Consider the following 22,509-nt stretch of genomic DNA (forward strand, 5'->3'; position numbering starts at 1 on the left):
CCTGAGGGGTGATCCGGCGGGGAGGCGGGCGACGTATGGACGACGGCGCGCGAACGGTGAACGGACAGGTACGGCTGGGGAGTTCCGCGGACCGGGCGGCTCCGCCCGGCAAGGGCGAGAAACTCGCGGACTGGGCGGACGGGCGGCTCGGGATCTACAGCCTGGCCAAGGCCAACATGCGCAAGGTGTTCCCGGACCACTGGTCCTTCATGCTGGGCGAGGTCTGCCTCTACAGCTTCCTCATCCTGATCCTCACGGGCATCTACCTCACCCTGTTCTTCGAGCCCAGCGGCGCCGAGGTCGTCTACCACGGCACCTACGAGCCGCTGAACGGCATCATCATGACCAAGGCGTACGAGTCGACGCTGCACATCAGCTTCGACGTGCGCGGCGGCCTGCTGATCCGGCAGATCCACCACTGGGCGGCGCTGGTCTTCGTGGCCGGCATGGTCGTCCACATGATGCGGGTGTTCTTCACCGGCGCCTTCCGCAAGCCCCGCGAGGTCAACTGGCTGTTCGGCTGGACGCTGCTGTTCCTCGCCATCCTCACCGGCCTGACCGGCTACTCGCTCCCCGACGACCTGCTCTCCGGCACCGGCGTCCGGTTCGCCGACGGCGCGATCCTGTCGATCCCGATCGTCGGCTCGTACATCTCGATGTTCCTGTTCGGCGGGGAGTTCCCCGGCCACGACATCATCTCGCGGTTCTTCCCGATCCACGTGCTGCTGCTGCCCGGGATCATGCTGGGCCTGGTCGTCGCCCACCTGATCCTGGTCTTCTACCACAAGCACACCCAGTACCCGGCGCCCGGACGCGACCAGAAGAGCGTGGTCGGCATGCCCTTCCTGCCGGTCTACATGGCCAAGGCCGGCGGTTTCTTCTTCCTCGTCTTCGGCGTCCTCGCGTTCATCGGTGCCATCGCCACCATCAACCCGGTGTGGGCCTTCGGCCCCTACCGCCCCGACCTGGTGACCACCGGCGCCCAGCCCGACTGGTACCTCGGCTTCTCCGAGGGCCTGATCCGGGTGATGCCCGGCTGGGAGATCAACGCCTGGGGCCACACCCTGGAACTGGGTGTCTTCATCCCCTTCTCGCTCTTCCCGCTCTTCCTCCTCGCCATCGGCGTCTACCCGTTCATCGAGGCGTGGATCACCGGCGACAGACGCGAGCACCACATCCTCGACCGGCCGCGCAACGCCCCTGTCCGCACCGCCCTCGGCGTCGCCTGGCTCACCGTCTACTTCGTGCTGCTGATCGGCGGCGGCAACGACATCGTGGCCACCCACCTGCATCTCTCCATCAACACGATCACCTGGTTCGTACGGATCTCCGTCTTCGTCGCCCCCGTCCTCGCCTTCGTCGTCACCAAGCGAGTCTGTCTCGGACTGCAACGCCGGGACCGCGACAAGGTGCTGCACGGCAGGGAGACCGGCCTCATCAAGATGCTTCCGCACGGCGAGTACATCGAGGTCCACGAACCCCTCAGCCAGGCCCAGCTGTTCACCCTCACCCAGCACGAACAGAACCCGCCCTACGAACTGGGCCCGCTGGAGGACGCCAACGGGGTACGGCGGAAGGTCACGCTCTCGCAGCGGGTACGGGCAAGCCTGGCCAGAGGGATGTACGGCCCGGACACCCACATCCCCAAGCCGACCCAGGAGGAGTACCGGGAGCTGACAAGAGGCGATCACTGACGCGCCCCGCAGGGGCGCGGGGAACTGCGCGACCAGCCCCCACCGGCCCGCAGCCTAAGGACGACCGAGGACCACCCGTCTGCACTCCTCCGGCGCACCCCAAGCCCCCCGCAACGCCCGCGCTTTGGTCAGCCAGAGCGACAGGTCGTACTCCGCCGTGTACCCGATCGCCCCATGCAGTTGCAGTGCCGCCCGCGCCGCCGCGTACCCCGCCTCGCACGCGCTGAGCTTCGCCGCGGCCACGTCCGCCGGACTCATCGTCACCGCCGCTCCGAAGACCAGCGGCCGGGCGAACTCCAGCGCGATCCGCACATCGGCCAGCCGATGCCGGACCGCCTGGAACGACCCGATGGGCACGCCGAACTGGGTGCGCTGCTTGACGTACGCCACCGTCCGGTCGAGCAGCGCCAGCCCCACGCCCAGCGCCTGGGCCGCCGTCGCCAGCCGGGCCCAGAGCAGTGCCTCCGCCCATGCCGGTTCCGCGCCGACCAGCTCGCCGACCGGGGGGAGCGGGGTGAGCCTGCGCGCCGGATCCAGGGACCGGCGCACCGCACCGGCACCGGGCGACAACCGCAGTCCCTCCGGCGTGGCGGCCAGCCGTACCTGCGCCGCGTCCCCGTCCAGCGCGAGTCCGTACCCGTGCCGGGCGAAGGACATCGTCACGGTCGCCATCGCACTGCCCGACGCCAGTTCCGGCAGGAACCGCTTCGCCAGGTCGGCCCGCTCGCCGAGCAGCACGGCGGCCGCCACCGTCTCGACCGACGGCCCGGGCACCGCGTACCGTCCCAGCTCGACGAAGGCGACGGCGAGTTCGACCGGCCGGCGGCCCGCCCCGCCGTACTCCTCCGGCACCGCAAGACCGAACACCCCCGCCTCGGCGATACGACCCCACAGCGCCCGTCCGCTCGCGTGCTCACCGCGGCTCCAGTCCCGTACCACCCGCGGGGTGTCCGCCGCCGCCAGCAGTGCCCGCAGGGCGGACGCGAAGTCGCGCTGCCCGGTGTCGAGGAGGAAACGCATGTCAGCGGCGTCCCTTCGGCAGGCCGAGCAGGCGCTCGGCGATGATGTCGCGCTGGATCTCGTTGGTGCCCGCGTAGACGGGACCGGCGAGCGCGAAGACATACCCCTCGGACCACGGTGAGCCGGCCTCCTCACCCGCCGGGCCGAGCAGGTCGAGCGCCGTCTCGTGCAGCGCGAGGTCCAGCTCGGACCAGAACACCTTGTTGAGGCTGGACTCCGGACCCAGCGCCTCGCCGTCCAGGTGGCGCGAGGCGGCCGCGTAGGTGAACAGCTGATAGGCGCGGGCGCGGACGACGGCGTCGGCCACCCCGGCCGCGGCGGACTCCGGGGCACCCTGTTCCTGCCAGAGGCTCAGCAGCCGGTCGGCGCAGGCCAGGAACCGGCCCGGCGACCGCAGGGTCAGTCCCCGCTCGTTGCCCGCCGTCGACATCGCGATCCGCCAGCCCTGCCCCGGTTCGCCGATCACGTCCTCGTCCGGCACGAACACCTGGTCCAGGAAGAGTTCGGCGAAGGCGGGCTTCCCGTCGAGGCGGCCGATGGGCCGGACGGTCACGCCCGGCGCGCGCAGGTCGAACATCAGGTACGTGAGCCCCTGGTGCGGTCCGGGGGTGTCCGGATCGCTGCGGAACAGGCCGAAGGCACGGTCGGCGAAGGCCGCCCGTGACGACCAGGTCTTCTGGCCGGTCAGCAGCCAGCCGCCGGCCGTCCGCACCGCCCTGGACCTCAGGGCGGCCAGGTCGGAACCGGCCTCCGGTTCGGACCAGGCCTGCGCCCAGACCACCTCCCCGGTGGCCATCGGCGGCAGCACCCGGGCGCGCTGCTCCTCGGTGCCGTGGTCGAAGAGGGTCGGGGCGAGCAGGCTGACGCCGTTCTGGCCGACCCGGCCCGGCGCACCCGCCGCGTAGTACTCCTCCTCGAAGACCAGCCAGCGGACCAGCCCCGCGTCCCGGCCGCCGTACCGCTCCGGCCAGGACACCACCGACCAGCGGTCCGCGGCCAGTTCGGCCTCCCAGGCGCGGTGCGCCGCGAAGCCCTCCGCGGTCTCCAGGGAGGGGAGCGGGCGGGGTGGCACATGCGCCGTCAGCCAGGCGCGGGCCTCGGCGCGGAACTCCTCGTCCGCCGGGGTGTGGGTCAGGTCCACTGCCTCCGTCACCGTCCTTCCCTAACAAGTGTTTGGTAGGTTAGCGTGGCCCTATGACAGGCGTCGAGACTCCGGAGTACGTGCCCGGGCACGGGCTGCTCGAGGGCCGCACCGCCGTCATCACCGCCGCGGCCGGGGCGGGGATCGGCGGGGCGACCGCGCGGCGCTTCCTGGAGGAGGGTGCGCGCGTACTCATCAGCGACGCGCATGCCCGGCGGCTCAAGGAGCACGAGGCCGAACTCGCCCGGGAGTTCCCCGGCGCCGTCGGCGCCGTCGCGTGCGACGTGACCGACGAGGCGCAGGTGGGGGCCCTGTTCGACACCGCCGTCCGGGACCACGGACGGCTGGACATCGTCGTCAACAACGCCGGTCTCGGCGGGACTTCGCCGATCGCCGACATGAGTGACGACCAGTGGTCGCGGGTCCTCGACGTCACCTTGGGAGGCACCTTCCGCTGCCTGCGGGCCGCCCTGCGGCGGTTCCGGGAGGGCGGGCACGGCGGGGTGGTCGTCAACAACTCCTCCGTCCTCGGCTGGCGGGCCCAGGCCGGGCAGGCGCACTACGCCGCCGCCAAGGCCGGGGTGATGGCGCTGACCCGCTGCGCGGCGATGGAGGCCGCCGAGTACGGGGTCCGGGTCAACGCCGTGGCGCCGAGCCTCGCCATGCACCCCCACCTGGTGAAGGTGACCTCGGCCGACCTGCTGGCGGAACTCACCGCCCGTGAGGCCTTCGGCCGCCACGCCGAACCCTGGGAGGTGGCCAACGCCATCGTCTTCCTGGCGTCCGGCTACTCCTCGTACCTCACCGGCGAGGTCGTCTCCGTCAGCGGCCAGCATCCCTGACCCCCGGAGCGATCACAATGGACCCGTGCCGACCAAGAAGAAGCCCCAGGTGACCGCCGCCCCCGCCCGGCGCCGTGAACTCCTCGAGACCGCCGCCGAGGTCTTCGCCGAACAGGGCTACAACGCCACCACCGTACGCAAGATCGCCGATCACGCGGGCATGCTCGCGGGCAGCCTCTACTACCACTTCGACTCCAAGGAATCGATGCTGGAGGAGATCCTGCGGACCTTCCTCGACGAGCTCTGGGACGGTTACGACACCGTCCTGGACGCCGCACTCGGCCCCCGCGAGACCCTCGAAGCCCTCGTCACCGAGTCCTTCCGGGAGATCGACCGGCACCGCGCCGCCGTCGCGATCTACCAGAAGGAGAGCAGGCAACTGGTGGCGCAGGACAGGTTCGCCTTTCTCGCCGAGTCGCAGCGCAGGTTCGAGAAGGCGTGGCTGGCCACGCTGGAACGCGGGGTCGCCGCGCGCGTCTTCCGCGCCGACCTCGACGTCCGTCTCACCTACCGGTTCGTGCGCGACACGGTATGGGTCGCCGCCTCCTGGTACCGGCCGGGCGGACAGCACAGCCCGGAGGAGATCGCCCGGCAGTACCTGTCGATGGTGCTGGACGGGATCGCCGTCCGCGAGTAGCTCACCCATTCGTTGAAAACCCCTTTCTGGGCAGGGAGTCGATGACATGGCCGAGGCCTACATAGTCGAAGCGGTGCGCACGCCGGTCGGGCGGCGCGGGGGCGGACTCAGCGGGGTCCACCCGGCCGACCTGGGCGCCCATGTGCTGACCGCCCTCATCGAACGGTCCGGCGTGGACCCGGCCGCCGTCGAGGACGTCGTCTTCGGCTGCCTGGACGCGGTCGGACCGCAGGCCGGTGACATCGCACGCACCAGCTGGCTGGCGGCCGGTCTGCCCGAGGAGGTGCCGGGCGTCACCGTCGACCGGCAGTGCGGCTCCTCGCAGCAGGCCGTGCACTTCGCCGCGCAGGCCGTCCTGTCGGGCACCCAGGACCTGGTGGTCGCCGGCGGCGTCCAGAACATGTCCCAGATCCCCATCGCGTTCGCCTCCCGCCAGGCCGCCGAGCCGCTGGGCCTGACCGAGGGGCCCTTCCTGGGCAGCGAGGGCTGGCGCGCCCGGTACGGACGGCAGCCCGTCAACCAGTTCGCCGGCGCCGAGATGATCGCCGCCAAGTGGGGCATCAGCCGCCAGGACCAGGAGGAGTTCGCCCTGCGCTCCCACCGGCGGGCACTGAGCGCCATCGACGAGGGCCGCTTCGAACGCGAGACGGTCCCCTACGGTCACGTCCCGGTGGACGAGGGCCCGCGCCGGGACACCTCCCTGGAGAAGATGGCCGCCCTCAGACCGGTCGTCGACGGCGGCACCATCACCGCCGCCTGCTCCTCCCAGGTCTCCGACGGCGCCGCCGCGATGCTCCTCGCCTCCGAACGGGCCGTCCGCGAACACGGACTGCGTCCCCGCGCCCGCGTCCACCACCTCTCCGTCCGCGGCGAGGACCCGATCCGGATGCTCTCCGCCCCGATCCCCGCCACCGCCCACGCGCTGAAGAAGACCGGCCTGACCATCGACGCCATCGACCTCGTCGAGATCAACGAGGCGTTCGCCCCGGTCGTCCTCGCCTGGCTCAAGGAGACCGGCGCCGACCCCGCCAGGGTCAACGTCAACGGCGGCGCCATCGCCCTCGGCCACCCCCTCGGCGCGACCGGCGTCAAGCTCATGACGACCCTCCTCCACGAACTGGAACGCACCGACGGCCGGTTCGGCCTCCAGACGATGTGCGAGGGCGGCGGCCAGGCGAACGTGACGATCATCGAACGGCTGTGAAGGCCATGTTCATCGAGCGGTTGTGAGCCGGGTTCTGACCTCCTCGGCCTCCTTCATGATCCGTTCCACCAGTTCCGCGCACGACGGCAGGTCGTCGATCACCCCGGCGACCTGCCCGGCCGCCATCACCCCCAGGTCCGTCCGGCCGTCCACCATCGCCGACCTGAGCAGCATCGGCGTGTTCGCGGCCAGCAGCACCTGACTCCACGACAGCTCCTTGCCGTGCCGCAGGGCCAGGCCGTCCCGGACCAGCTGCCGCCAGGTGAGCCCGGACAGCTTCCGGAACCCCGCCGCCCGCCGTATCGCATGCAGCAGACTCCGGGCCCGGCCCGAACGCTCCAGCGAGGCCACCAGATCGGACCGCAGCATCCGGTGCGGCAGCCCGTCCACCGCCCGGGTGACGGTGACGTCCTTCACCGTCGCCGCCAGATATCTCGCCTTGACCGCGTCCGGCACCGCCGAGTCGGAGGTGAGCAGGAACCGGGTGCCCATCGCCACGCCCGCCGCGCCGTACGCCAGCGCCGCCATCAGTCCCCGCCCGTCGAAGAACCCGCCGGCGGCCACCACCGGTATCCGCACCGCGTCCACCACCTGCGGCAGCAGCACGCTGGTCGCCACCTCGCCGGTGTGCCCGCCGCCCTCGCCGCCCTGCACGATCACCGCGTCCGCGCCCCAGGCCGCCACCTTCTCGGCGTGCCGCCGGGCCCCCACGGACGGGATCACCACCACGCCCGCCGCCTTCAGCTCGGTGATCAGCTCGGGGGAGGGAGCCAGCGCGAAGGACGCCACCCGCACACCCCCGTCGACGATCAGCCGCACCCGGTCACCGGCGTCGGCCGCGTCCGCCCGCAGGTTCACCCCGAACGGGGCGTCCGTGCGGCACCGCACCTCCGCTATCGCGGCCCGCAACTGGTCCAGGGTCATCGTGGCGGAGGCCAGGATGCCGAGGGCCCCGGCGTTGGCCGTCGCCGAGACCAGCCGGGGGCCGGCCACCCAGCCCATCCCCGTCTGCACCACCGGATGCCGGATCCCCACCAGCCGGGTCAGCGCCGTCTCCATCAGCCGGCGACCTCCCTCGTCCGCGCGCCACCGGGATCGAGCACTTCGCGGATCAGCCGCAGCTCCTCCGCGTCCGGCTCGCGGGTGCGAGGCACCTCGTCCGGCACCACGAGCTCGAAGTCCGTCGCCTCCCGGACCTCGTCGACGCGCACCCCCGGATGCAGCGCCGCCAGCCGCATCGAGTGGTCCGGGGTCTCGAAGTCGAGGACCCCGAGGTCGGTGACCACCCGGTGGATCCGGTGGAAGCGTTCCGTGCCCGGATGCCGGGCCACCCGGTCGTAGCCCACCCCGCACACCATGTCGACCCGCTCCACGAACACCCGCCGTGAGTGCTTCGGCACCCAGTAACTCGTCGGGTTGTTCAGCGTGTTCAGGGTCGCCCCGCGCACCCCGAGCAACTGCCGCCGGGGCCGGGCCCAGTCGCCGATGCACGAGATGTTCTGGTTGCCGTACCGGTCGAGCTGGCTCGCGCCCATCATCACGTGCCGCCGTCCGCCGGCCACCAGCGCGAGATGCTGACGGTAGGGCAGCCAGCCCTCCGGCGTCCCGTCCGGCCGGACCAGGGTCGCCTCGCCGTCGGTGAGCAGCAGGTCCGGGGCGAAAGTGAGCCGGGCCAGCCGGGCGCCCAGGGAGGGGATCAGACCCATCGGGCTCGCCAGGATCTCACCGGAGCCGCGCCAGGCCTCGGCACAGGCCAGCACGCAGTACTCGGAGCGGAGAACGTTCATCGGGCCTGCTCCTCCTGCCAGTCACGCACCGCCGACCGGTAGGCCTGTTCGTCACCGGCCAGGAAGCGTGTCGAGAAGTCCTCCCACGGAGTGCTCGCGTACAAGCGCTGGAACTCCTCGTCCCGGCCGTAGTCCGGAGCGCAGGACGTGAAGTGGGCGCCGCCCGGCGCCTCCACCACCCCCGTCACGTCGAGCCGTTTGACCAGCAGCGACTGCGGGGCCGCCGCCTTCGTCAACTCGGCCGTGTCCACCAGCCGTTCACAGGAGACGTAGGCCGTGTCCGCCGCCGCGCAGAACAGGTCGTCGAAGTACGGGTCCGGGCCCAGGTACTGTCCGTTGCCCAGCCGGTCGGCGCGGTTGACGTGGACCAGGGCCGCGTCCAGCCGGAGGGCGGGCATCGCCACGAACGTCTCTGCGTCGTCGTACGGCGAGGTGACCGTACGCAGGCCCGGGTTGACCCGCATGACGTCCGAGCCGAGGCCGGCCCGCACCGGGAGGAACGGCAGCCGGTTCGCCGCCGCGTGCAGGCCCCACATGAACATGCCCTCGTCCACCTCGGTCAGTTCGAGCGCGCCGCGTTCGCGGGCCGCGCGGTAGTGCGGTTCGAGGGGGACGGAGTCGAGCGTGACGAAGGCCGTCACCAGCCTGCGCACCCGGCCGGCCGCGACCAGCATCCCGACGTCGGGACCGCCGTACGAGACCAGGGTGAGATCGTCGATGCCGGTCCGAAGCAACGCTCTGACCAGGGACATCGGTTTGCGTCGGGAGCCCCAGCCACCGATGCCGAGGGTCATGCCGCTCGTCAGCCGGGCGACGACCTCGTCGGCGGTCATCGTCTTGTCAGTCGTTTTCGGCACTTCCGGCACCCTCCCTTCCGAAGGTGTCACGAACCCGGTCGGCCACCCCGCTGAGGGCGGCCTCGAAGGTGAAGCCCTGTTCGAAGCGGTAGCTCCGCCGTACGTCGACGGGGTCGACGCCGTTGATGGCGGACTTGGCCAGCCGCAGCAGGCTGCCGTCCTTCGCGGCGATCTCCCGCGCCAGCTCCAGGGCGGCCGCGTCCAGATCCGCGCGCGGGACGACCCGCCACACCGAGCCGTGCGCGTGCAGTTCGGCCGCGGTCGCCGTGCGCGAGGTGTAGTACAGCGTCCGCATCAGGTGCGGCGGCACCAGCCGGGCCAGGTGCGTGGCGGCGCCCAGCGCGCCCCGGTCCAGCTCGGGCAGGCCGAACACGGCGTCCTCGCTCGCCACGATCGCGTCCGCGTTGCCCACCAGGCCTATCCCGCCGCCCAGACAGAAGCCGTGCACCGCGGCCACCACCGGGGTCTCGCACTCGTACACCGCCGCGAAGGCCTCCGCGCACCCGCGGTTCACGCCGATCAGCGCCTCGTTCCCGGCGGCCTGCAACTCCTTGATGTCCACGCCCGCGTTGAAGCCCCGGCCCTCGGCGGCCAGCACCACGCACCGCACCGAGGAGTCACGGCCTGCGGCGCGCACGGCGTCGGCCAGCTCGCACCAGCCGCGCACCGGCAGCGCGTTCACCGGCGGGAAGTCGACCGTGACGAGCGAGATTCCCTTTTCCGGGGACGAGGTGGAGACACCCATGGACGCATCAGCTACCTTCGCACTCAGCTGCCTTTCCACCAAACATTTGTTAGGTGAGGCTTCGAAGCTAGCAGCCGGTGCGGACGAGCGGGAGGGCCTGTGGACAACTCGCCGAGCGGCAGGACCGTGGTCGTCACGGGCGGCACCAGAGGCGTGGGCGCCGGGATCGCCCGCGCCTTCGCCGAGACCGGCGCCCGGGTCCTGGCCTGCGCCCGCCGACCGCCCGAACGCCCCCTGGAAGGTGTCGAGTTCGCCCCGCTCGACCTGCGCGACCCGCCCGCCGTCCGCGCCTTCTTCGACGCCCTGCCGCGGGTCGACGTACTCGTCAACAACGCGGGCGGCACCCCCTACCGGAAGCTCGCCGACGCCGAAGCGGAGCGGCACGCCCGGGTGATCGAGCTCAACCTCGTCACTCCGCTGACCGCCTCCCTCGCCGCGTACCAGCGGCTCAGCCAGGCCGCGGGAGCGGTGGTGATGGTCGGCAGCGTCAGCGGCGGCCGGCCCTCGCCGGGCTCTGCCGCCTACGGCGCGGCCAAGGCCGGACTGGAGAGCCTCGCCCGGTCCATGGCGGTGGAGTGGGCGCCGCGGGTCCGGGTCAACACGCTGGTCGTCGGCATGGTCCGCACCGAGCTGGCCGGCCTCCACTACGGCGGTCCGGACGGCATCGACGCCGTCTCCCGGACCGTTCCGCTCGGCCGTCTCGCCGCCCCGTCCGACGTCGGGGCCGCCGCCGTCTTCCTCGCCTCCGACGCGGCCGCCTACATCACCGGGGCCAGTCTGCTCGTGCACGGGGGCGGGGAGCGGCCGGCCTTCCTCGACGCCGCGACCGCCCATGAGGACCGCGGACAGGAACCGTCCGCGGGAAGCGCCGACGGGCACCGCCGGCAGGAACCGCCGATGGGAACCGCCGACATGACCGTGGACAAGGAGGACTGAGATGAGCGGAATCTGCGCGGGCCGGGTCGTGGCCGTCACCGGCGCCGGGCGCGGGCTCGGCCGGGCCCACGCGCTCGCCTTCGCCGCCGAGGGCGCCCGGGTCGTCGTGAACGACCTCGGCGTCGGCCTCGACGGCGTGCCCGGCCCGGACAGTCCCGCCCGGGGCGTCGTGGACGAGATCCGGGCGGCCGGCGGCGAGGCGGTGGCGCACGGCGCAGACATCGCGACCGACGCCGGAGCCGCGTCCCTGGTGGCGACGGCCCTGGACGCGTACGGCCGCCTCGACACCCTCGTCAACAACGCCGGGTTCCTGCGCGACCGGATGCTCGTCAACCTCGGCGAGGACGACTGGGACGCGGTGATGAGGGTGCACCTCAAGGGTCACTTCCTGCCCCTCCGGCACGCGGCGGCGCACTGGCGGGCCGAGGCCAAGGCGGGCCGGACCCCGGTGGCCCGGATCGTCAACACCAGCAGCGGGGCCGGTCTGCTGGGCTCGGTCGGACAGGGCAACTACAGCGCCGCGAAGGCCGGCATCGTGGGCCTCACCCTGGTCGCGGCGGCCGAACTGGCCCGCTACGGCGTCCAGGTCAACGCCGTCGCCCCGGCCGCCCGAACCCGGATGACCGAGCGCACGTTCGCCACCACCATGGCCGCCCCCGGCTCCGGTTTCGACGCCATGGCCCCCGAGAACGTCTCCCCGCTCGTGGTCTGGCTGGGCTCCGCCGCGAGCACCGGAGTCACCGGGCGGGTGTTCGAGACGGAGGGCGGCCGGATCACCGTCATGGAGGGCTGGCGGCCCGGTCCGACCGCCGACAAGGGGGCGCGGTGGACTCCGGCCGAGGCGGGCGGGACGACACTGAAGCTGCTGGCCGAAGCGGAGCCGCCGGGGGCGGCGTACGGGGCGTGACCGGCGCACCGCCCGCTCGGGACGGCCCTGGCGGTCCGCTCGGTGGCGGCCTTGGCGGTGCGCCCGGTGGCGGCCTTGGCGGTGCGCTCGGTCGCGGCCTTGGCGGTGCGCTCGGTGGCGGCCCTCAGGTGTCGCACTCCAGTACCGTCCGGCACAGGGAGCAGCGCGCCCGGACCCGGCCCCGTACCGGCACCCTGATCCGCTGGTGGCAGGTCGGGCACGGGAACGAGACCCGCAGTCGCCCGCCGCTGTCGGGGGTGAAGGCGTAGGGGGCGCCGGGCTGCGGGGCGGGCGCGCCGGGGGCGTGGCGGCGGTCGCGCGCGTAGCGGCGGCGGCCCGCCCAGCCGGCCGCGGTCAGCGGCGGCTGCTCCTCGTCCTGGCGGGCCTTGGCCATGCCCTTCTGGTAAGCCGTGTACGCCTGCGGGCTGGTGAACCACACGGACGGGTCCTCGCCGAACACGAGGGACCGCTTGGCCAGGACGTAACCGAACTCCTCGGGCGTCAGGTAGCCGAGCTTCTGGGAGGCCTCCCCGTGCTCCCGGTACGCGTCCAGCAGCAGCCAGCCCGCGCCGAGGTAGGTGGTCACCGTGTCCGTCAGGATCTCGTTCTCCCGGGTGCTCGGGAAGGACAGGTCCAGACGGTGCAGGTAGACGTGCGTCACCTCGTGGGCGAGGGCCGCGCCGATGTCCCTGCGGTGGGTGCGGAAACGGTCGTTCAGTTCGACGAAGTACTCGGGACCCGCGGTGAGTTCGACGTTCGCCGCGTGGGTCATGTCCTTGAAGCCGACGATCATCCGGGCGTCCGGCAGGCGGAAGTGCCGCACGATCTCGCGGGCGACGCGCTGCGAGCCGAGGTGGAGGTCGTCGGTGTCGCAGAACGCCACGTCGGCGGGGGCGACGCTGGTGGCGAAGGTCTGGACGGTGTCGTAGGACAGGCGGCGGTACAACGCCGTGACGGCGGCCCGCACCGTGTCCAGGTGCGGGTAGCCGTGTTCCACCGGGCCGCCGTTCGCCACGTCAGTCACCCCCACGGACGCCGCTGGAGCTGTCTTTCACAGTATGCGGGGGATGGGCGAAGACGGGGCAGACGGCTGTTCGGACACCGCGGGCCGGTGGGGGCTGATCGCGCGGTTCCTCCCCCGGCCGAAGGCCGGGGGAGGAACCGGCGCCCCTAGAGGGGCGCTACCTGAACCGTTCGTCGCTCGGTCCCCTGGAGCTCCAGGATCCACACCTCGTTCTCGCCTTCCCTCAGGACCGGGCCCGGTACGTAGAGCGACTGCTGCGGGCCCGTCGACCAGTAGCGGCCCAGGTTGAAGCCGTTGATCCAGACGAAGCCGCGGGTCCAGCCCGGCAGGTGCAGGCGGGCGTCGCCGGCCCCGCGCACCGCCAGCGTGCCCCGGTACAGGCCCGGGGCGCCGTCCTCCGGAGGGGAACCGAACGGCACCGCGGCCACACCGCCGTCGAAGGCGTCGAGATCCAGGCCACGCGCGCGTACCCCGTGCAGGAACTGGCGTTCGTGCAGGACGCCGCCGGTGATGCCCTTCGTCTCGCCCGAGCGGGGGCCGTAGTTGACGCGGCCGAGCGACTCCACCCAGAGCTCCACGCGCGCGGGTCCCGCGACCGGCTTCTTGAGCTGGGGTTCCTCCTCGGTGAGCACCCCGGCCCGCTCCCCGTCGACGTAGACCACCGCGAGGTCGCGCAGGCCCCGCGCGGTGAGGGGGTACGGCCCGCGCGGGCCGGGGACGTCCACCTCGTAGCGGATCAGGCCCCGGGCGATGCCCAGCTCCTCGAAGGTCGGCGGGACGGCGTGGACCCGCTCCGGGGTGCCCAGGGTCTCCAGGACGGCGGTCAGGGGCGCCCAGCCCGTCACCGTCACGTCCGCCGGCGCGTCCGACGCGGCCGGTGCGGGCGGCGGTTCGGGCAGAGGGCCGTCGTGGTACTCGGCCAGGACCTCGCGGAAACGCCAGAACTTCTCGGTGGGGCGTCCGTACTCGTCGATCGGGGCGTCGTAGTCGTACGAGGTCACGTCCGCCTCCAGGGGACCCTCGTGCAGTTCGCCGCCGGGCCGGTTGGCGCCCGCCCAGCCGGCGAAGTTGGTGCCGCCGTGCGCCATGTAGACGTTGACCGACGCCCCGCACTCCAGGATCTCCCGCAGGGCCGCCGCCGCGTCCTGCGCGTCCCGTACGACGTGCTCGCCGCCCCAGTGGTCGAACCAGCCGCACCAGAACTCCATGCACATCAGCGGGCCCTGCGGCTGGTGGCGGCGCAGCACCTCGAAGGCCTCGCGCGCGTGCGAGCCGAAGTTCGCCGTGGCGAGCAGGCCGGGCACCGAGCCGCCGGTGAGCATGTGGTCCTCGGGGCCGTCCGAGGTGACCAGCGGCACCGTGACGCCCTCCGCGCGCAGCAGGTCGGTGAGGTGGGCCAGGTAGGCGGCGTCGGATCCGTAGCTGCCGTACTCGTTCTCGACCTGCACCATGATCACCGGGCCGCCGCGGTCCAGCTGCCGGGACACCACCTCGGGCAGCAGCCGGCGGAACCACGCGTCCACGTACCGGAGGAAACGCTCGTCCCGCGTGCGCGCGCGTGCGCCCAGCTCGCCGGTCACCCAGTGCGGCAGACCGCCGTTCTCCCACTCCGCGCAGATGTACGGTCCCGGCCGCACGATCGCCCACAGACCGGCCTCCCGTGCCGCGTCCAGGAACCGGCCGAGGGCCTCGACGTCCCGGAAGCCGCCCGGCCGCGGCTCGTGCAGGTTCCACGGCACGTACGTCTCCACGCAGTTCAGCCCCATGGCGCGCAGCAGCGCGAGCCGGTGGCGCCACTGCTCCTCGTGCACCCGGAAGTAGTGCAGCGCGCCGGACAGCAGCCGCACCGGCCGCCCGTCCAGCAGGAAATCGGTTTCGCCCACCGTGAAGTCACTCATAGGCTCAGCCTGACCTGTCGGCGGGCGCCCGGACCATGGACAAAGATCGGCAGCACTTGGACGAAAGAGCCGACAGCAAGGAGCGCGCAGTGCCGGGCGGCCCGCCGATCTTCCGTACCTGGATGCGGTTCTTCACACCCGGCGCCGTCCACCGCCGGCTCGGCCTGGTCTGCTGGGGCGTCGGACTCCAGTACGGCGCGGTGCCCGCCGTCGGCCCGCGCGTGCTGGACCATCACGTCGCCGTGGTGATCAGCGCGGGCCGGGGCTGGTACCGCACGCCCGACGGGCGCGGTACCGCCGTCGTGGCGCCCGCGCTGGTGTGGCTCACGCCCGGCGTACCGCACCACTACGGGCCCGACCCGGACAGCGGCTGGGACGAGGCGTTCGTGACCTTCACCGGGCCCGACACCGCGACCTACACGGAACTCGGCTACATCGAGCCCGAGCGGCCCGTGGTGCCCCTCGCGGACGCCACCGGCCCCCGCGACGTCATCGCCCGCATCGCGCGCGCCGCCCGCCGGGGCAACCCCCTCCTGGAGGTCGAGACCGGCGCCGCCGTGCACGAGCTCCTCGTGGCCCTGCGGCACGCCCGCGCCGACCTCGCCCCCGACGGCGACCCGGTGCTGCACGCGCTCGCCCGGGACGCCTGCACCGGCATGACCGTCGCCGACCACGCGGCCCGGCACGGCATGAGCCCCGCCGAGCTGCGCACCGCCGTCCGCCGGGTCGCCGGGTGCAGCCCCAAGGACTACCTGATCGGCATCCGGCTCGGCCGCGCCCAGGAACTCCTCGCCACCACCGAACTGTCCGTCGCCGCCGTCGCCCGCCGCGTCGGCTACGACGATCCCGCCTACTTCTCCCGCCTGTTCACCCGCCGCGTCGGCACGGCCCCCGTGCGCTTCCGCGCCCAGCAGAGCCGGGCCGTGCCCGAGGACTGGAACGACGACCTCCGGGAGCCCGGCGAATCCGGTCCGCCGGCGCCCGGCCCCGCCGAAGGCCCTTAGGGACCACGCGGCCGCCCCCCGTAGGGTTGACGTCCATGACCACCAGCAACACCGGTACCGGTGACGTCGACCCCGCCGTCCGCGCGGAGCTCGGCCGGCTGCGCGACAGCATCGACAACATCGACGCGGCCGTCGTCCACATGCTCGCCGAGCGTTTCAAGGCCACCCAGCAGGTCGGGCACCTCAAGGCCGTCCACCGGCTGCCCCCGGCCGACCCGGCCCGCGAGGCCCGGCAGATCGCCCGGCTGCGCGCCCTCGCCGAGAACGCGAAACTCGACCCGGCCTTCGCCGAGAAGTTCCTGAACTTCATCATCGCCGAGGTGATCCGGCACCACGAGTCCATCGCCGAGGACACCGTCAACAGCGAGGGGGCGGCGGCGGACCCGCACTGACCGAAGTGCGCGTCGTACGCCTGGGAGAGCGCCCCGGCGCCGCCGGGCGACCCCCGCGGGCCGAGGCGCTCGAACGGGCGCGCGGGCGCGGGCCGCGCACGGCGCCGGACGGCGCGTCCACCAGCGCCGACGCGTCCCGCACCGTGGCCGCACGGCGGACATAAGCCGCGTAGCGCACCCACCCCTGTGCGTTGTCGGTGTCATCGGGCAGCATGGCCCGCATGTCCGTACTGACTCGCGACGAAGCGCAGAGCCGCGCCGAGCTCCTCGACGTCCACCGCTACACGATCGACCTCGACCTGACCACCGGGGACGAGACCTTCGACTCCCGCACCGTGATCCGGTTCTCGGCCCGGTCCGACGGCGACACCTTCGTCGAGATGAAGCCCGCCGAACTGCGCGCCGTCACTCTCGACGGACAGTCCCTCGACCCCGAGACGCTGGACCAGGACCGGCTGCCCCTGAGGAACCTCACCGCGGGCGAGCACGAGCTGCGCGTCGAGGCCACCATGCGCTACTCGCGCACCGGTGAGGGCATGCACCGCTTCACCGACCCCACGGACGACCTGACCTACGTCTACACGCAGATGTTCATGGACGACGTGCAGCGCGTCTTCGCCGCCTTCGACCAGCCCGACCTGAAGGCCGTCTTCGAGCTGACCGTCACCGCTCCCGAAGGCTGGAGCGTCCTCGCCAACGGCGTCACCGAGGACCTCGGCGAGGGCCGCTGGCGGGCCGCCGCCACCCCGCTGATCTCCACCTACCTGGTCGCCGTCGCCGCCGGCCCCTGGCACTCGGTGCGCACCGAGCACCGCGGACTGCCCTTCGGCATCCACTGCCGCCGCTCGCTGGCACCGCACCTCGACGCCGACGCCGAGGAGATCCTCGACATCACGCGCGCGTGCTACGACCGCTACCACGAGAAGTTCGAGGAGCCCTACCCCTTCGACTCCTACGACCAGGCGTTCGTCCCCGAGTTCAACGCCGGCGCCATGGAGAACCCGGGCCTGGTCACCTTCCGCGACGAGTTCGTCTACCGCTCCGCCGTCACCGACACCGAGCGCCAGACCCGCGCGATGGTCGTCGCCCACGAGATGGCCCACATGTGGTTCGGCGACCTCGTCACCCTCCAGTGGTGGGACGACATCTGGCTGAACGAGTCCTTCGCGGAGTACATGGGCTACCAGACCCTCACCGAGGCCACCCGCTTCACCGACACCTGGGTCGACTTCGGTGTCGCCCGCAAGGCCTGGGGCTACGACGCCGACCAGCGCCCCTCCACCCACCCCGTCGCCCCCGAGGCCGTCGACGACACCGCCGCCGCGCTGCTCAACTTCGACGGCATCTCGTACGCCAAGGGCGCCTCCGCGCTGCGCCAGCTGGTCGCCTGGATGGGCGAGAAGGACTTCCTGGCCGGCATCAACATCCACTTCCAGCGGCACCGGTTCGGCAACGCCACCCTCGCCGACTTCATCGAATCCCTGGCCGCCGCCACCGACCGCGACGTGCACGCCTGGGCCGACACCTGGCTGCGCACCACCGGCGTCGACACCCTCGTCCCGGTCCTGGCCACCGCCGCCGACGGCACCCGCGGCCTCACCGTGGAGCGCACCGGCAGCCGCCCGCACCGCGTCTGCGTGGGCGTGTACGACCAGGACCTCGCCGACGAGGGCCGGCTCACCCTGCGCGAGCGCATCGACCTCGACATCCCGGGGACCGCCCCGCAGCCCCTCGGCAAGCGCCCCGCGCTGCTCGTGCTCAACGACGGCGACCTGACCTACGCCAAGATCCGCTTCGACGCCGAGTCCGCCGCCACGATCCGCGCCCACCTGTCGGGCCTGCCCGACCCGCTCACCCGCGCGGTGGTGTGGAACGCCCTGCGGGACGCGGTCCGCGACGGCGAACTGGCGCCCGCCACCTACCTGGAGACCGCCCGCGCCCATCTCCCGCGCGAGACCGACCTGGCGCTCGTCCAGGGCGTGCTGGCCTTCACCGCGCTCCACCTCGTCGACCGCTACCTCACGCCGGAGGAGCGCCCGGCCGCCCTCGCGATCCTGTCCGCGCTCTGCCGGGACCTCATCCGGCGCACCGAGGACGGCGACAACCCCGGCCTGCGCCTCATCGCCGTACGGCACTTCATCCGCGCCGCCGCCCAGCCCGACACCATCGCCGCCTGGCTCGCCGACGGCACCGTGCCGGGCGGCCCCGAACTCGACCCCGAGCTGCGCTGGCGCATCATGAGCCGGCTCGCCGTCCTCGGCGCCGTCGACGAGGACCGGATCGCCGCCGAGCTGGCACGCGACCCGAGCGCCAGCGGCCAGGAGGGCGCCGCCCGCTGCCGGGCCGCGCTGCCCCACCCGGAGGCCAAGCGCACCGCCTGGGAGGCCATGTTCACCGGCGACGACCTGTCCAACTACCTGTTCGCGGCCACCGCCCAGGGCTTCTGGCACCCCGAGCAGGCCGACCTGGTCCGGGAGTACGTGCCGCGCTACTACCAGGACGCGGTCGCCGTCGCCGCCCGGCGCGGGCCCGCCATCGCCGGGGTGGTCGGCCGGGAGGCCTTCCCGGTCCACGCCGTCGACGCCGAGAACCTCGCCCTCGGCCGGGACTGCCTGCGCGACGCCGACCCGGTCACCGCCCTGCGCCGCCGCCTGACCGACGAACTGGACGACCTGGAAAGGGCGCTGCGGGTCCGCGGGGCGTAGGGGGCCGCGGAAGCCCCGTCGTTCACCCGGAGGGCGGGGCACCCGAAGGGTGGGTCAGACGGGGCTTCCGCGTCTCGATCCGGGGGGGGGTCTCGTGCCCCGACCCCCGGGGGACTTTCGCGACACACCCCAGCCGAGGGCGCCGTGGGTACGGCTGGGTGCGTGGTCGGCTGTTCAGCCCGCGGACGGGCGCAGTTCGGCCCGGCGTACCCCGCCCTCCCGTGGGCCCGCGCGCCGGTTGCCCACCTCGGCGGCTCTGGGCGTCGGCACGCCCAGGGTGAAGCCGAGGCGCTCCAGGAAGCGCTCCCCGGCCCGCCAGCCCGGCGGCACCGTCGCCGTCACCAGCGACACCCCCTCGGCATGGGCCAGCAGCGACTCGGCCAGCGCGCGGCCGAGGCCCCGGCCGCGCGCCCACGGCGCCAGCAGGAACAGGCCCACCGCGACCGCGCCGGGCCCCGGATGGTCGCGCACCGCGTCCACCAGGCCCGAGACCACCCCGTCCCGTTCCAGCACCAGCAGCACCTTGTCGTCGGGGTCGGCGCCCTCGGGCAGCCCGTAGAACAGGCTCTGCACGTCGCCCGGCCCCGACGGCAGCCCCGTCGCCGCCACGAACCAGTCCTCGCAGGCCTCGAAGAGGTCCAGCAGCGGCACCTCGTCCGAGGGCAGCGGCTCCCGTACCAGCACCCGCTCACCGGGCACGTCGATCATCCACGCGTCAACCACCCGACCGACGTTAGCCCCGGTCAGCCCCCGCCTCAACGCCCTTGCCCCGCTCCGCCCCACACGCGGGCCACCACCCGCCGCCGGACGTCCCGACAGGTTTTCCCCGCACGGCAGTACCCACTTTCGGGTTCCGATCGTTGAGCTTTATGGGCGCGCAGACCCAATCCCGTACAAGCTGGAACTCCCCCCCGCGGACCACCCCCTTAGGCCAGCGACCCGAGGAGAGCCCATGGGCATGCCGCCCCTCGCATCCGGACCGCACGGACCCGACGCCCTGCGGCCCCTGCTGGACACCGTGCTCGACGCCCTGCGCGCGGGCGGCCGGGCACGCGGCGGACCGCTGCCCGCCGGCGGTCCGGAAGCGGTGGCCGAGCGCGTCGCGGACGCCATGGGGGACGTACTCCCCGACGACGGTGATCCCGACGCCCTGCGCACCCTGGTGACCGCCCTCGCCGAGGGCGCCGCCGACCCCGCCGACCCGCTGTGCGCGGCGCACCTGCACTGCCCGCCACTGGCCGTCGCGGCCGCCGCGGACCTCGCCGCGAGCGCCCTCAACCCCTCCCTGGACTCCTGGGACCAGGCCCCGGCGGCCACCGCCCTGGAAGCCATGGTCACCCGCACCCTCGCCCACACCATCGGCCTCGCCGACGCCGTGGTCACGAGCGGTGGCACCGAGTCCAACCAACTCGCCCTGCTGCTCGCCCGCGAGGCCCTGGACGGCCGCGTCCAGCTGGTCCACGGAGCCAACGCCCACCATTCGCTGCCCCGCGCCGCCTGGCTGCTCGGCCTGCCCGACCCCGTCGTGCTCCCCACCCCGAACGGCACCCTCGACCCGGCCGCCCTCCACGACGCCCTCACCCACCTGCCCCGCCCCTGCCTCGTCGCCGCCACCGCCGGTACCACCGACGCCGGGCACATCGACCCGCTCCCCGAGATCGCCGGGCTCTGCGCGGCCCACGGCGCCCGGCTGCACATCGACGCCGCCTACGGAGGCGGCCTCGCCTTCAGCGACCGGCACCGGGACAAGCTGGCCGGCCTGGAGCGCGCCCACACCGTCACCCTCGACCTGCACAAACTCGGCTGGCAGCCGGTCGCCGCCGGCCTCCTCGCCGTCGCCCGCCCCGCCGAGTTCGGCGTCCTGCACCATCGCGCCGACTACCTCAACGCCGACGACGACACCGAGGCCGGCTACCCGGACCTGCTCGGCCGCTCCCTGCGCACCACCCGCCGCCCCGACATCCTCAAGATCGCGGTCACCCTCAGGACCCTGGGCCGCTCCGGACTCGGCGCGCTGGTGGACCAGGTGTGCGCACGGGCCCGGGAGTTCGCCTCCCTGGTCCGCGAACACCCCGGCTTCGAGCTCTACGACCGGCCGGACATCAGCACGGTGCTGTTCCGCCCCACCGGAGCCACCGACGAGGACGTCGCCGGCATACGGCGCAGCCTGCTGCACGACGGCCGGGCCGTCCTCGGCCGGGCCCGGCTCGACGGCCGGCTCTGGCTCAAAGCCACCCTCCTCAACCCCCACACCCGGCCGGACGAACTGGCCGTCCTCCTGAAACTCGTGGAAGGAACGACCCCGCGATGACCCACCCCCCACACCACGAGCCCGAAGCACCCCGCGACCTGGTCGGCATCGGCATCGGTCCGTCCAACCTGTCCCTGGCCGCGCTCGCCCACCCGCTCGCCGAACTCGACACCGTCTTCTACGAACAGCGCCCCCGCTTCGACTGGCACGCCGGACTGCTGATCGACGGCGCCACCGTCCAGGTGCCGTTCCTCGCCGACCTGGTGACCCTCGTCGACCCCGCCAGCCCCTGGTCGTTCCTCAACTACCTCAAGGCCCGCGAGCGGCTTTTCCCGTTCTACTTCGCCGAGCGCTTCCACGTCCGGCGCGCCGAGTACGACGCCTACTGCCGGTGGGTCGCCGAGAGCCTGCCCGGACTGCGCTTCTCCCACCAGGTGGACGCGGTCCGCTGGAACTCCGAACGCGACCTGTTCGAGGTCGACCACACCCAGCTCGACGCCGAAGGAGAGGCCGAGGCCCTCGGCCGTACCTACACGAAGAACGTCGTGCTCGGGGTCGGCACCGTGCCGTACGTGCCCGACCCGCTCAAGCCGCTGGTGGAGTCCCCGGGCGTACCCGTCCTGCACGCGGCCGACTACCTCGACCACCGCGAGGCCCTCCTCACGGCCGAGCACGTCACCGTCGTCGGCTCCGGCCAGTCCGGTGCCGAGGTCTTCCTCGACCTGCTGAGGAACCGGCCGGCCGGCCGCGAGAAGCTGCACTGGATCGGCCGCAGCGAGTCGTTCGCGCCCATGGAGTACTCCAAGCTCGGCCTGGAACACTTCACCCCCGACCACACCCGCTACTTCCATGCCCTCGGCGAGCCCGTCCGGGACCGGCTCGTCGCCTCCCAGTGGCAGCTCCACAAGGGCATCGACGCGGACACCATGGCCGCCATCCACGACGAGCTCTACCGCCGTACCCTGCACGGCGGCTGGCCCGACGCCGTCCTCACGCCGGGCGTCCAGGTCCGTACGGCCGGACGCATCGCCACCACCAAGGTCGAGCTCCACCTCGAACACGTGCAGCAGGGCGGCCGCTCCCGACTCACCACCGACGCCGTGGTCCTGGCCACCGGCTACCGCGAGCGCCCCCTCGGGCGGCTGCTCGCCGGACTCGACCCCTACCTGCGCCGTGACAGCAGCGAACGCCCGCGCGTGGACGAGCGGTTCCGGCTGGTCCTCGACCCGTCGGTGAGCGGAGCGGCGTACGTCCAGAACGCCGAGCTGCACACCCACGGCGTCGGCGCGCCCGACCTGGGCCTCGCCGCCTGGCGCAGCGCCACCATCCTCAACTCCCTGACCGGCAAGGAGCCCTACCCGCTGCCCGCGCGCACGGCCTTCACCAGCTTCGGCCTGGAGGGACCCGAGGACCGGGTCCCGGCCCAGCAGCAGCCGAGGCAGCTCACGCCCCTGGTCGACTGAGG

General features: G+C 73.0%; 20 protein-coding genes. 11 read left to right on the forward strand and 9 right to left on the reverse strand.

All coding sequences use genetic code 11. The features are described 5' to 3' along the window. Positions 1-35: 35 nt before the first annotated feature. Entirely contained in the window at positions 36-1,694 is a 1,659-nt protein-coding gene (gene qcrB / locus AAW13_RS16155; RefSeq protein WP_046729592.1) for a cytochrome bc1 complex cytochrome b subunit, read from the forward strand. Positions 1,695-1,748: 54 nt separating this feature from the next. Here qcrB and AAW13_RS16160 read toward each other — a convergent pair whose 3' ends face one another. Beyond that, positions 1,749-2,714, reverse strand: coding sequence for an acyl-CoA dehydrogenase family protein (locus AAW13_RS16160; RefSeq protein ID WP_046729593.1), 966 nt, complete (start codon positions 2,712-2,714; stop codon positions 1,749-1,751). Position 2,715: 1 nt separating this feature from the next. Next, a complete protein-coding gene (locus AAW13_RS16165) occupies positions 2,716-3,855 on the reverse strand; it encodes an acyl-CoA dehydrogenase family protein (protein ID WP_046729594.1) in 1,140 nt (379 codons plus the stop codon). Between the two features lie 53 nt (positions 3,856-3,908). Here AAW13_RS16165 and AAW13_RS16170 point away from each other — a divergent pair, with 53 nt between their 5' ends. Genes AAW13_RS16170 through AAW13_RS16180 form a run of 3 tightly spaced genes read left to right on the forward strand, consistent with a single transcriptional unit; the run spans position 3,909 to position 6,538 of the window. Continuing rightward, the gene (locus AAW13_RS16170) at positions 3,909-4,697 is read left to right on the forward strand and encodes an SDR family oxidoreductase (RefSeq protein ID WP_046729595.1); all 789 of its coding nucleotides are present in this window, start codon (positions 3,909-3,911) and stop codon (positions 4,695-4,697) included. Positions 4,698-4,722: 25 nt separating this feature from the next. Continuing rightward, a complete protein-coding gene (locus tag AAW13_RS16175) occupies positions 4,723-5,334 on the forward strand; it encodes a TetR/AcrR family transcriptional regulator (protein ID WP_046729596.1) in 612 nt (203 codons plus the stop codon). Between the two features lie 46 nt (positions 5,335-5,380). Continuing rightward, positions 5,381-6,538, forward strand: a complete 1,158-nt coding sequence (locus AAW13_RS16180; RefSeq protein WP_046729597.1) for an acetyl-CoA C-acetyltransferase — start codon at positions 5,381-5,383, stop codon at positions 6,536-6,538. 9 nt (positions 6,539-6,547) lie between these two features. Here the strand turns inward: AAW13_RS16180 and AAW13_RS16185 are convergent, their stop codons facing one another. Genes AAW13_RS16185 through AAW13_RS16200 form a run of 4 tightly spaced genes read right to left on the reverse strand, consistent with a single transcriptional unit; the run spans position 6,548 to position 9,927 of the window. Beyond that, the gene (locus AAW13_RS16185; protein WP_046729598.1) at positions 6,548-7,597 is read right to left on the reverse strand and encodes an NAD(P)H-dependent flavin oxidoreductase; all 1,050 of its coding nucleotides are present in this window, start codon (positions 7,595-7,597) and stop codon (positions 6,548-6,550) included. After that, positions 7,597-8,325 (reverse strand): CoA-transferase subunit beta, encoded by a 729-nt coding sequence (locus AAW13_RS16190; protein WP_046729599.1) that lies wholly within the window; start codon positions 8,323-8,325, stop codon positions 7,597-7,599. Before AAW13_RS16190 ends, AAW13_RS16185 begins: the two co-directional genes overlap by 1 nt. Next, positions 8,322-9,158 carry a CoA transferase subunit A gene (locus AAW13_RS16195; RefSeq protein ID WP_046729600.1) on the reverse strand — a complete coding sequence of 279 codons (837 nt, stop codon included), beginning with the start codon at positions 9,156-9,158 and terminating at the stop codon, positions 8,322-8,324. The genes AAW13_RS16190 and AAW13_RS16195 overlap by 4 nt, the downstream gene beginning before the upstream one ends. Positions 9,159-9,165: 7 nt before the next feature. Then, positions 9,166-9,927 (reverse strand): enoyl-CoA hydratase family protein, encoded by a 762-nt coding sequence (locus AAW13_RS16200; RefSeq protein WP_046729601.1) that lies wholly within the window; start codon positions 9,925-9,927, stop codon positions 9,166-9,168. Between the two features lie 99 nt (positions 9,928-10,026). Here AAW13_RS16200 and AAW13_RS16205 point away from each other — a divergent pair, with 99 nt between their 5' ends. Both AAW13_RS16205 and AAW13_RS16210 read left to right on the forward strand, forming a co-directional pair. Beyond that, entirely contained in the window at positions 10,027-10,863 is an 837-nt protein-coding gene (locus tag AAW13_RS16205; protein WP_046729602.1) for an SDR family oxidoreductase, read from the forward strand. A gap of 1 nt (position 10,864) precedes the next feature. Continuing rightward, entirely contained in the window at positions 10,865-11,770 is a 906-nt protein-coding gene (locus tag AAW13_RS16210; protein ID WP_046729603.1) for an SDR family oxidoreductase, read from the forward strand. 124 nt (positions 11,771-11,894) lie between these two features. On the opposite strand, the gene AAW13_RS16215 is transcribed toward AAW13_RS16210, so the two are convergent. Both AAW13_RS16215 and AAW13_RS16220 read right to left on the reverse strand, forming a co-directional pair. Further along, positions 11,895-12,785: a hypothetical protein gene (locus tag AAW13_RS16215; protein WP_046729604.1), complete on the reverse strand. Its 891-nt coding sequence runs from the start codon at positions 12,783-12,785 to the stop codon at positions 11,895-11,897. 155 nt (positions 12,786-12,940) lie between these two features. After that, complete coding sequence (locus tag AAW13_RS16220) at positions 12,941-14,692, reverse strand: glycoside hydrolase family 35 protein (protein ID WP_046729605.1); 1,752 nt, start codon at positions 14,690-14,692, stop codon at positions 12,941-12,943. 107 nt (positions 14,693-14,799) lie between these two features. Here AAW13_RS16220 and AAW13_RS16225 point away from each other — a divergent pair, with 107 nt between their 5' ends. The 3 genes from AAW13_RS16225 (at position 14,800) to pepN (ending at position 18,793) form a co-directional block, all read left to right on the forward strand. After that, positions 14,800-15,696, forward strand: a complete 897-nt coding sequence (locus AAW13_RS16225) for a helix-turn-helix domain-containing protein (RefSeq protein ID WP_046729673.1) — start codon at positions 14,800-14,802, stop codon at positions 15,694-15,696. A 35-nt stretch (positions 15,697-15,731) separates the two neighbouring features. Beyond that, positions 15,732-16,088 carry a chorismate mutase gene (locus AAW13_RS16230; protein WP_046729606.1) on the forward strand — a complete coding sequence of 119 codons (357 nt, stop codon included), beginning with the start codon at positions 15,732-15,734 and terminating at the stop codon, positions 16,086-16,088. A 221-nt stretch (positions 16,089-16,309) separates the two neighbouring features. Further along, positions 16,310-18,793 carry an aminopeptidase N gene (gene pepN / locus AAW13_RS16235; protein ID WP_046729674.1) on the forward strand — a complete coding sequence of 828 codons (2,484 nt, stop codon included), beginning with the start codon at positions 16,310-16,312 and terminating at the stop codon, positions 18,791-18,793. Between the two features lie 174 nt (positions 18,794-18,967). Here the strand turns inward: pepN and AAW13_RS16240 are convergent, their stop codons facing one another. Continuing rightward, entirely contained in the window at positions 18,968-19,516 is a 549-nt protein-coding gene (locus AAW13_RS16240) for a GNAT family N-acetyltransferase (protein WP_240528636.1), read from the reverse strand. Between the two features lie 229 nt (positions 19,517-19,745). Here AAW13_RS16240 and AAW13_RS16245 point away from each other — a divergent pair, with 229 nt between their 5' ends. Beyond that, on the forward strand, positions 19,746-21,104 hold the full coding sequence (locus tag AAW13_RS16245; protein WP_046729608.1) for a pyridoxal phosphate-dependent decarboxylase family protein: 1,359 nt from the start codon (positions 19,746-19,748) through the stop codon (positions 21,102-21,104). Continuing rightward, positions 21,101-22,507: a lysine N(6)-hydroxylase/L-ornithine N(5)-oxygenase family protein gene (locus AAW13_RS16250; protein ID WP_046729609.1), complete on the forward strand. Its 1,407-nt coding sequence runs from the start codon at positions 21,101-21,103 to the stop codon at positions 22,505-22,507. The genes AAW13_RS16245 and AAW13_RS16250 overlap by 4 nt, the downstream gene beginning before the upstream one ends. The last annotated feature ends 2 nt before the right edge of the window (positions 22,508-22,509 follow it).

The organism is Streptomyces humi, assembly GCF_001005085.2.
GTDB lineage: Bacteria > Actinomycetota > Actinomycetes > Streptomycetales > Streptomycetaceae > Streptomyces > Streptomyces humi.

Bases quoted from the DNA above. Each gene is read 5' to 3' on its own strand.
- qcrB (WP_046729592.1), top strand. From the start codon at position 36: ATGGACGACGGCGCGCGAACGGTGAACGGACAGGTACGGCTGGGGAGT.
- AAW13_RS16160 (WP_046729593.1), bottom strand. From the start codon at position 2,714: ATGCGTTTCCTCCTCGACACCGGGCAGCGCGACTTCGCGTCCGCCCTG.
- AAW13_RS16170 (WP_046729595.1), top strand. From the start codon at position 3,909: ATGACAGGCGTCGAGACTCCGGAGTACGTGCCCGGGCACGGGCTGCTC.
- AAW13_RS16180 (WP_046729597.1), top strand. From the start codon at position 5,381: ATGGCCGAGGCCTACATAGTCGAAGCGGTGCGCACGCCGGTCGGGCGG.
- AAW13_RS16185 (WP_046729598.1), bottom strand. From the start codon at position 7,597: ATGGAGACGGCGCTGACCCGGCTGGTGGGGATCCGGCATCCGGTGGTG.
- AAW13_RS16190 (WP_046729599.1), bottom strand. From the start codon at position 8,325: ATGAACGTTCTCCGCTCCGAGTACTGCGTGCTGGCCTGTGCCGAGGCC.
- AAW13_RS16195 (WP_046729600.1), bottom strand. From the start codon at position 9,158: ATGACCGCCGACGAGGTCGTCGCCCGGCTGACGAGCGGCATGACCCTC.
- AAW13_RS16200 (WP_046729601.1), bottom strand. From the start codon at position 9,927: ATGGGTGTCTCCACCTCGTCCCCGGAAAAGGGAATCTCGCTCGTCACG.
- AAW13_RS16210 (WP_046729603.1), top strand. From the start codon at position 10,865: ATGAGCGGAATCTGCGCGGGCCGGGTCGTGGCCGTCACCGGCGCCGGG.
- AAW13_RS16220 (WP_046729605.1), bottom strand. From the start codon at position 14,692: ATGAGTGACTTCACGGTGGGCGAAACCGATTTCCTGCTGGACGGGCGG.
- AAW13_RS16230 (WP_046729606.1), top strand. From the start codon at position 15,732: ATGACCACCAGCAACACCGGTACCGGTGACGTCGACCCCGCCGTCCGC.
- pepN (WP_046729674.1), top strand. From the start codon at position 16,310: ATGTCCGTACTGACTCGCGACGAAGCGCAGAGCCGCGCCGAGCTCCTC.
- AAW13_RS16245 (WP_046729608.1), top strand. From the start codon at position 19,746: ATGGGCATGCCGCCCCTCGCATCCGGACCGCACGGACCCGACGCCCTG.
- AAW13_RS16250 (WP_046729609.1), top strand. From the start codon at position 21,101: ATGACCCACCCCCCACACCACGAGCCCGAAGCACCCCGCGACCTGGTC.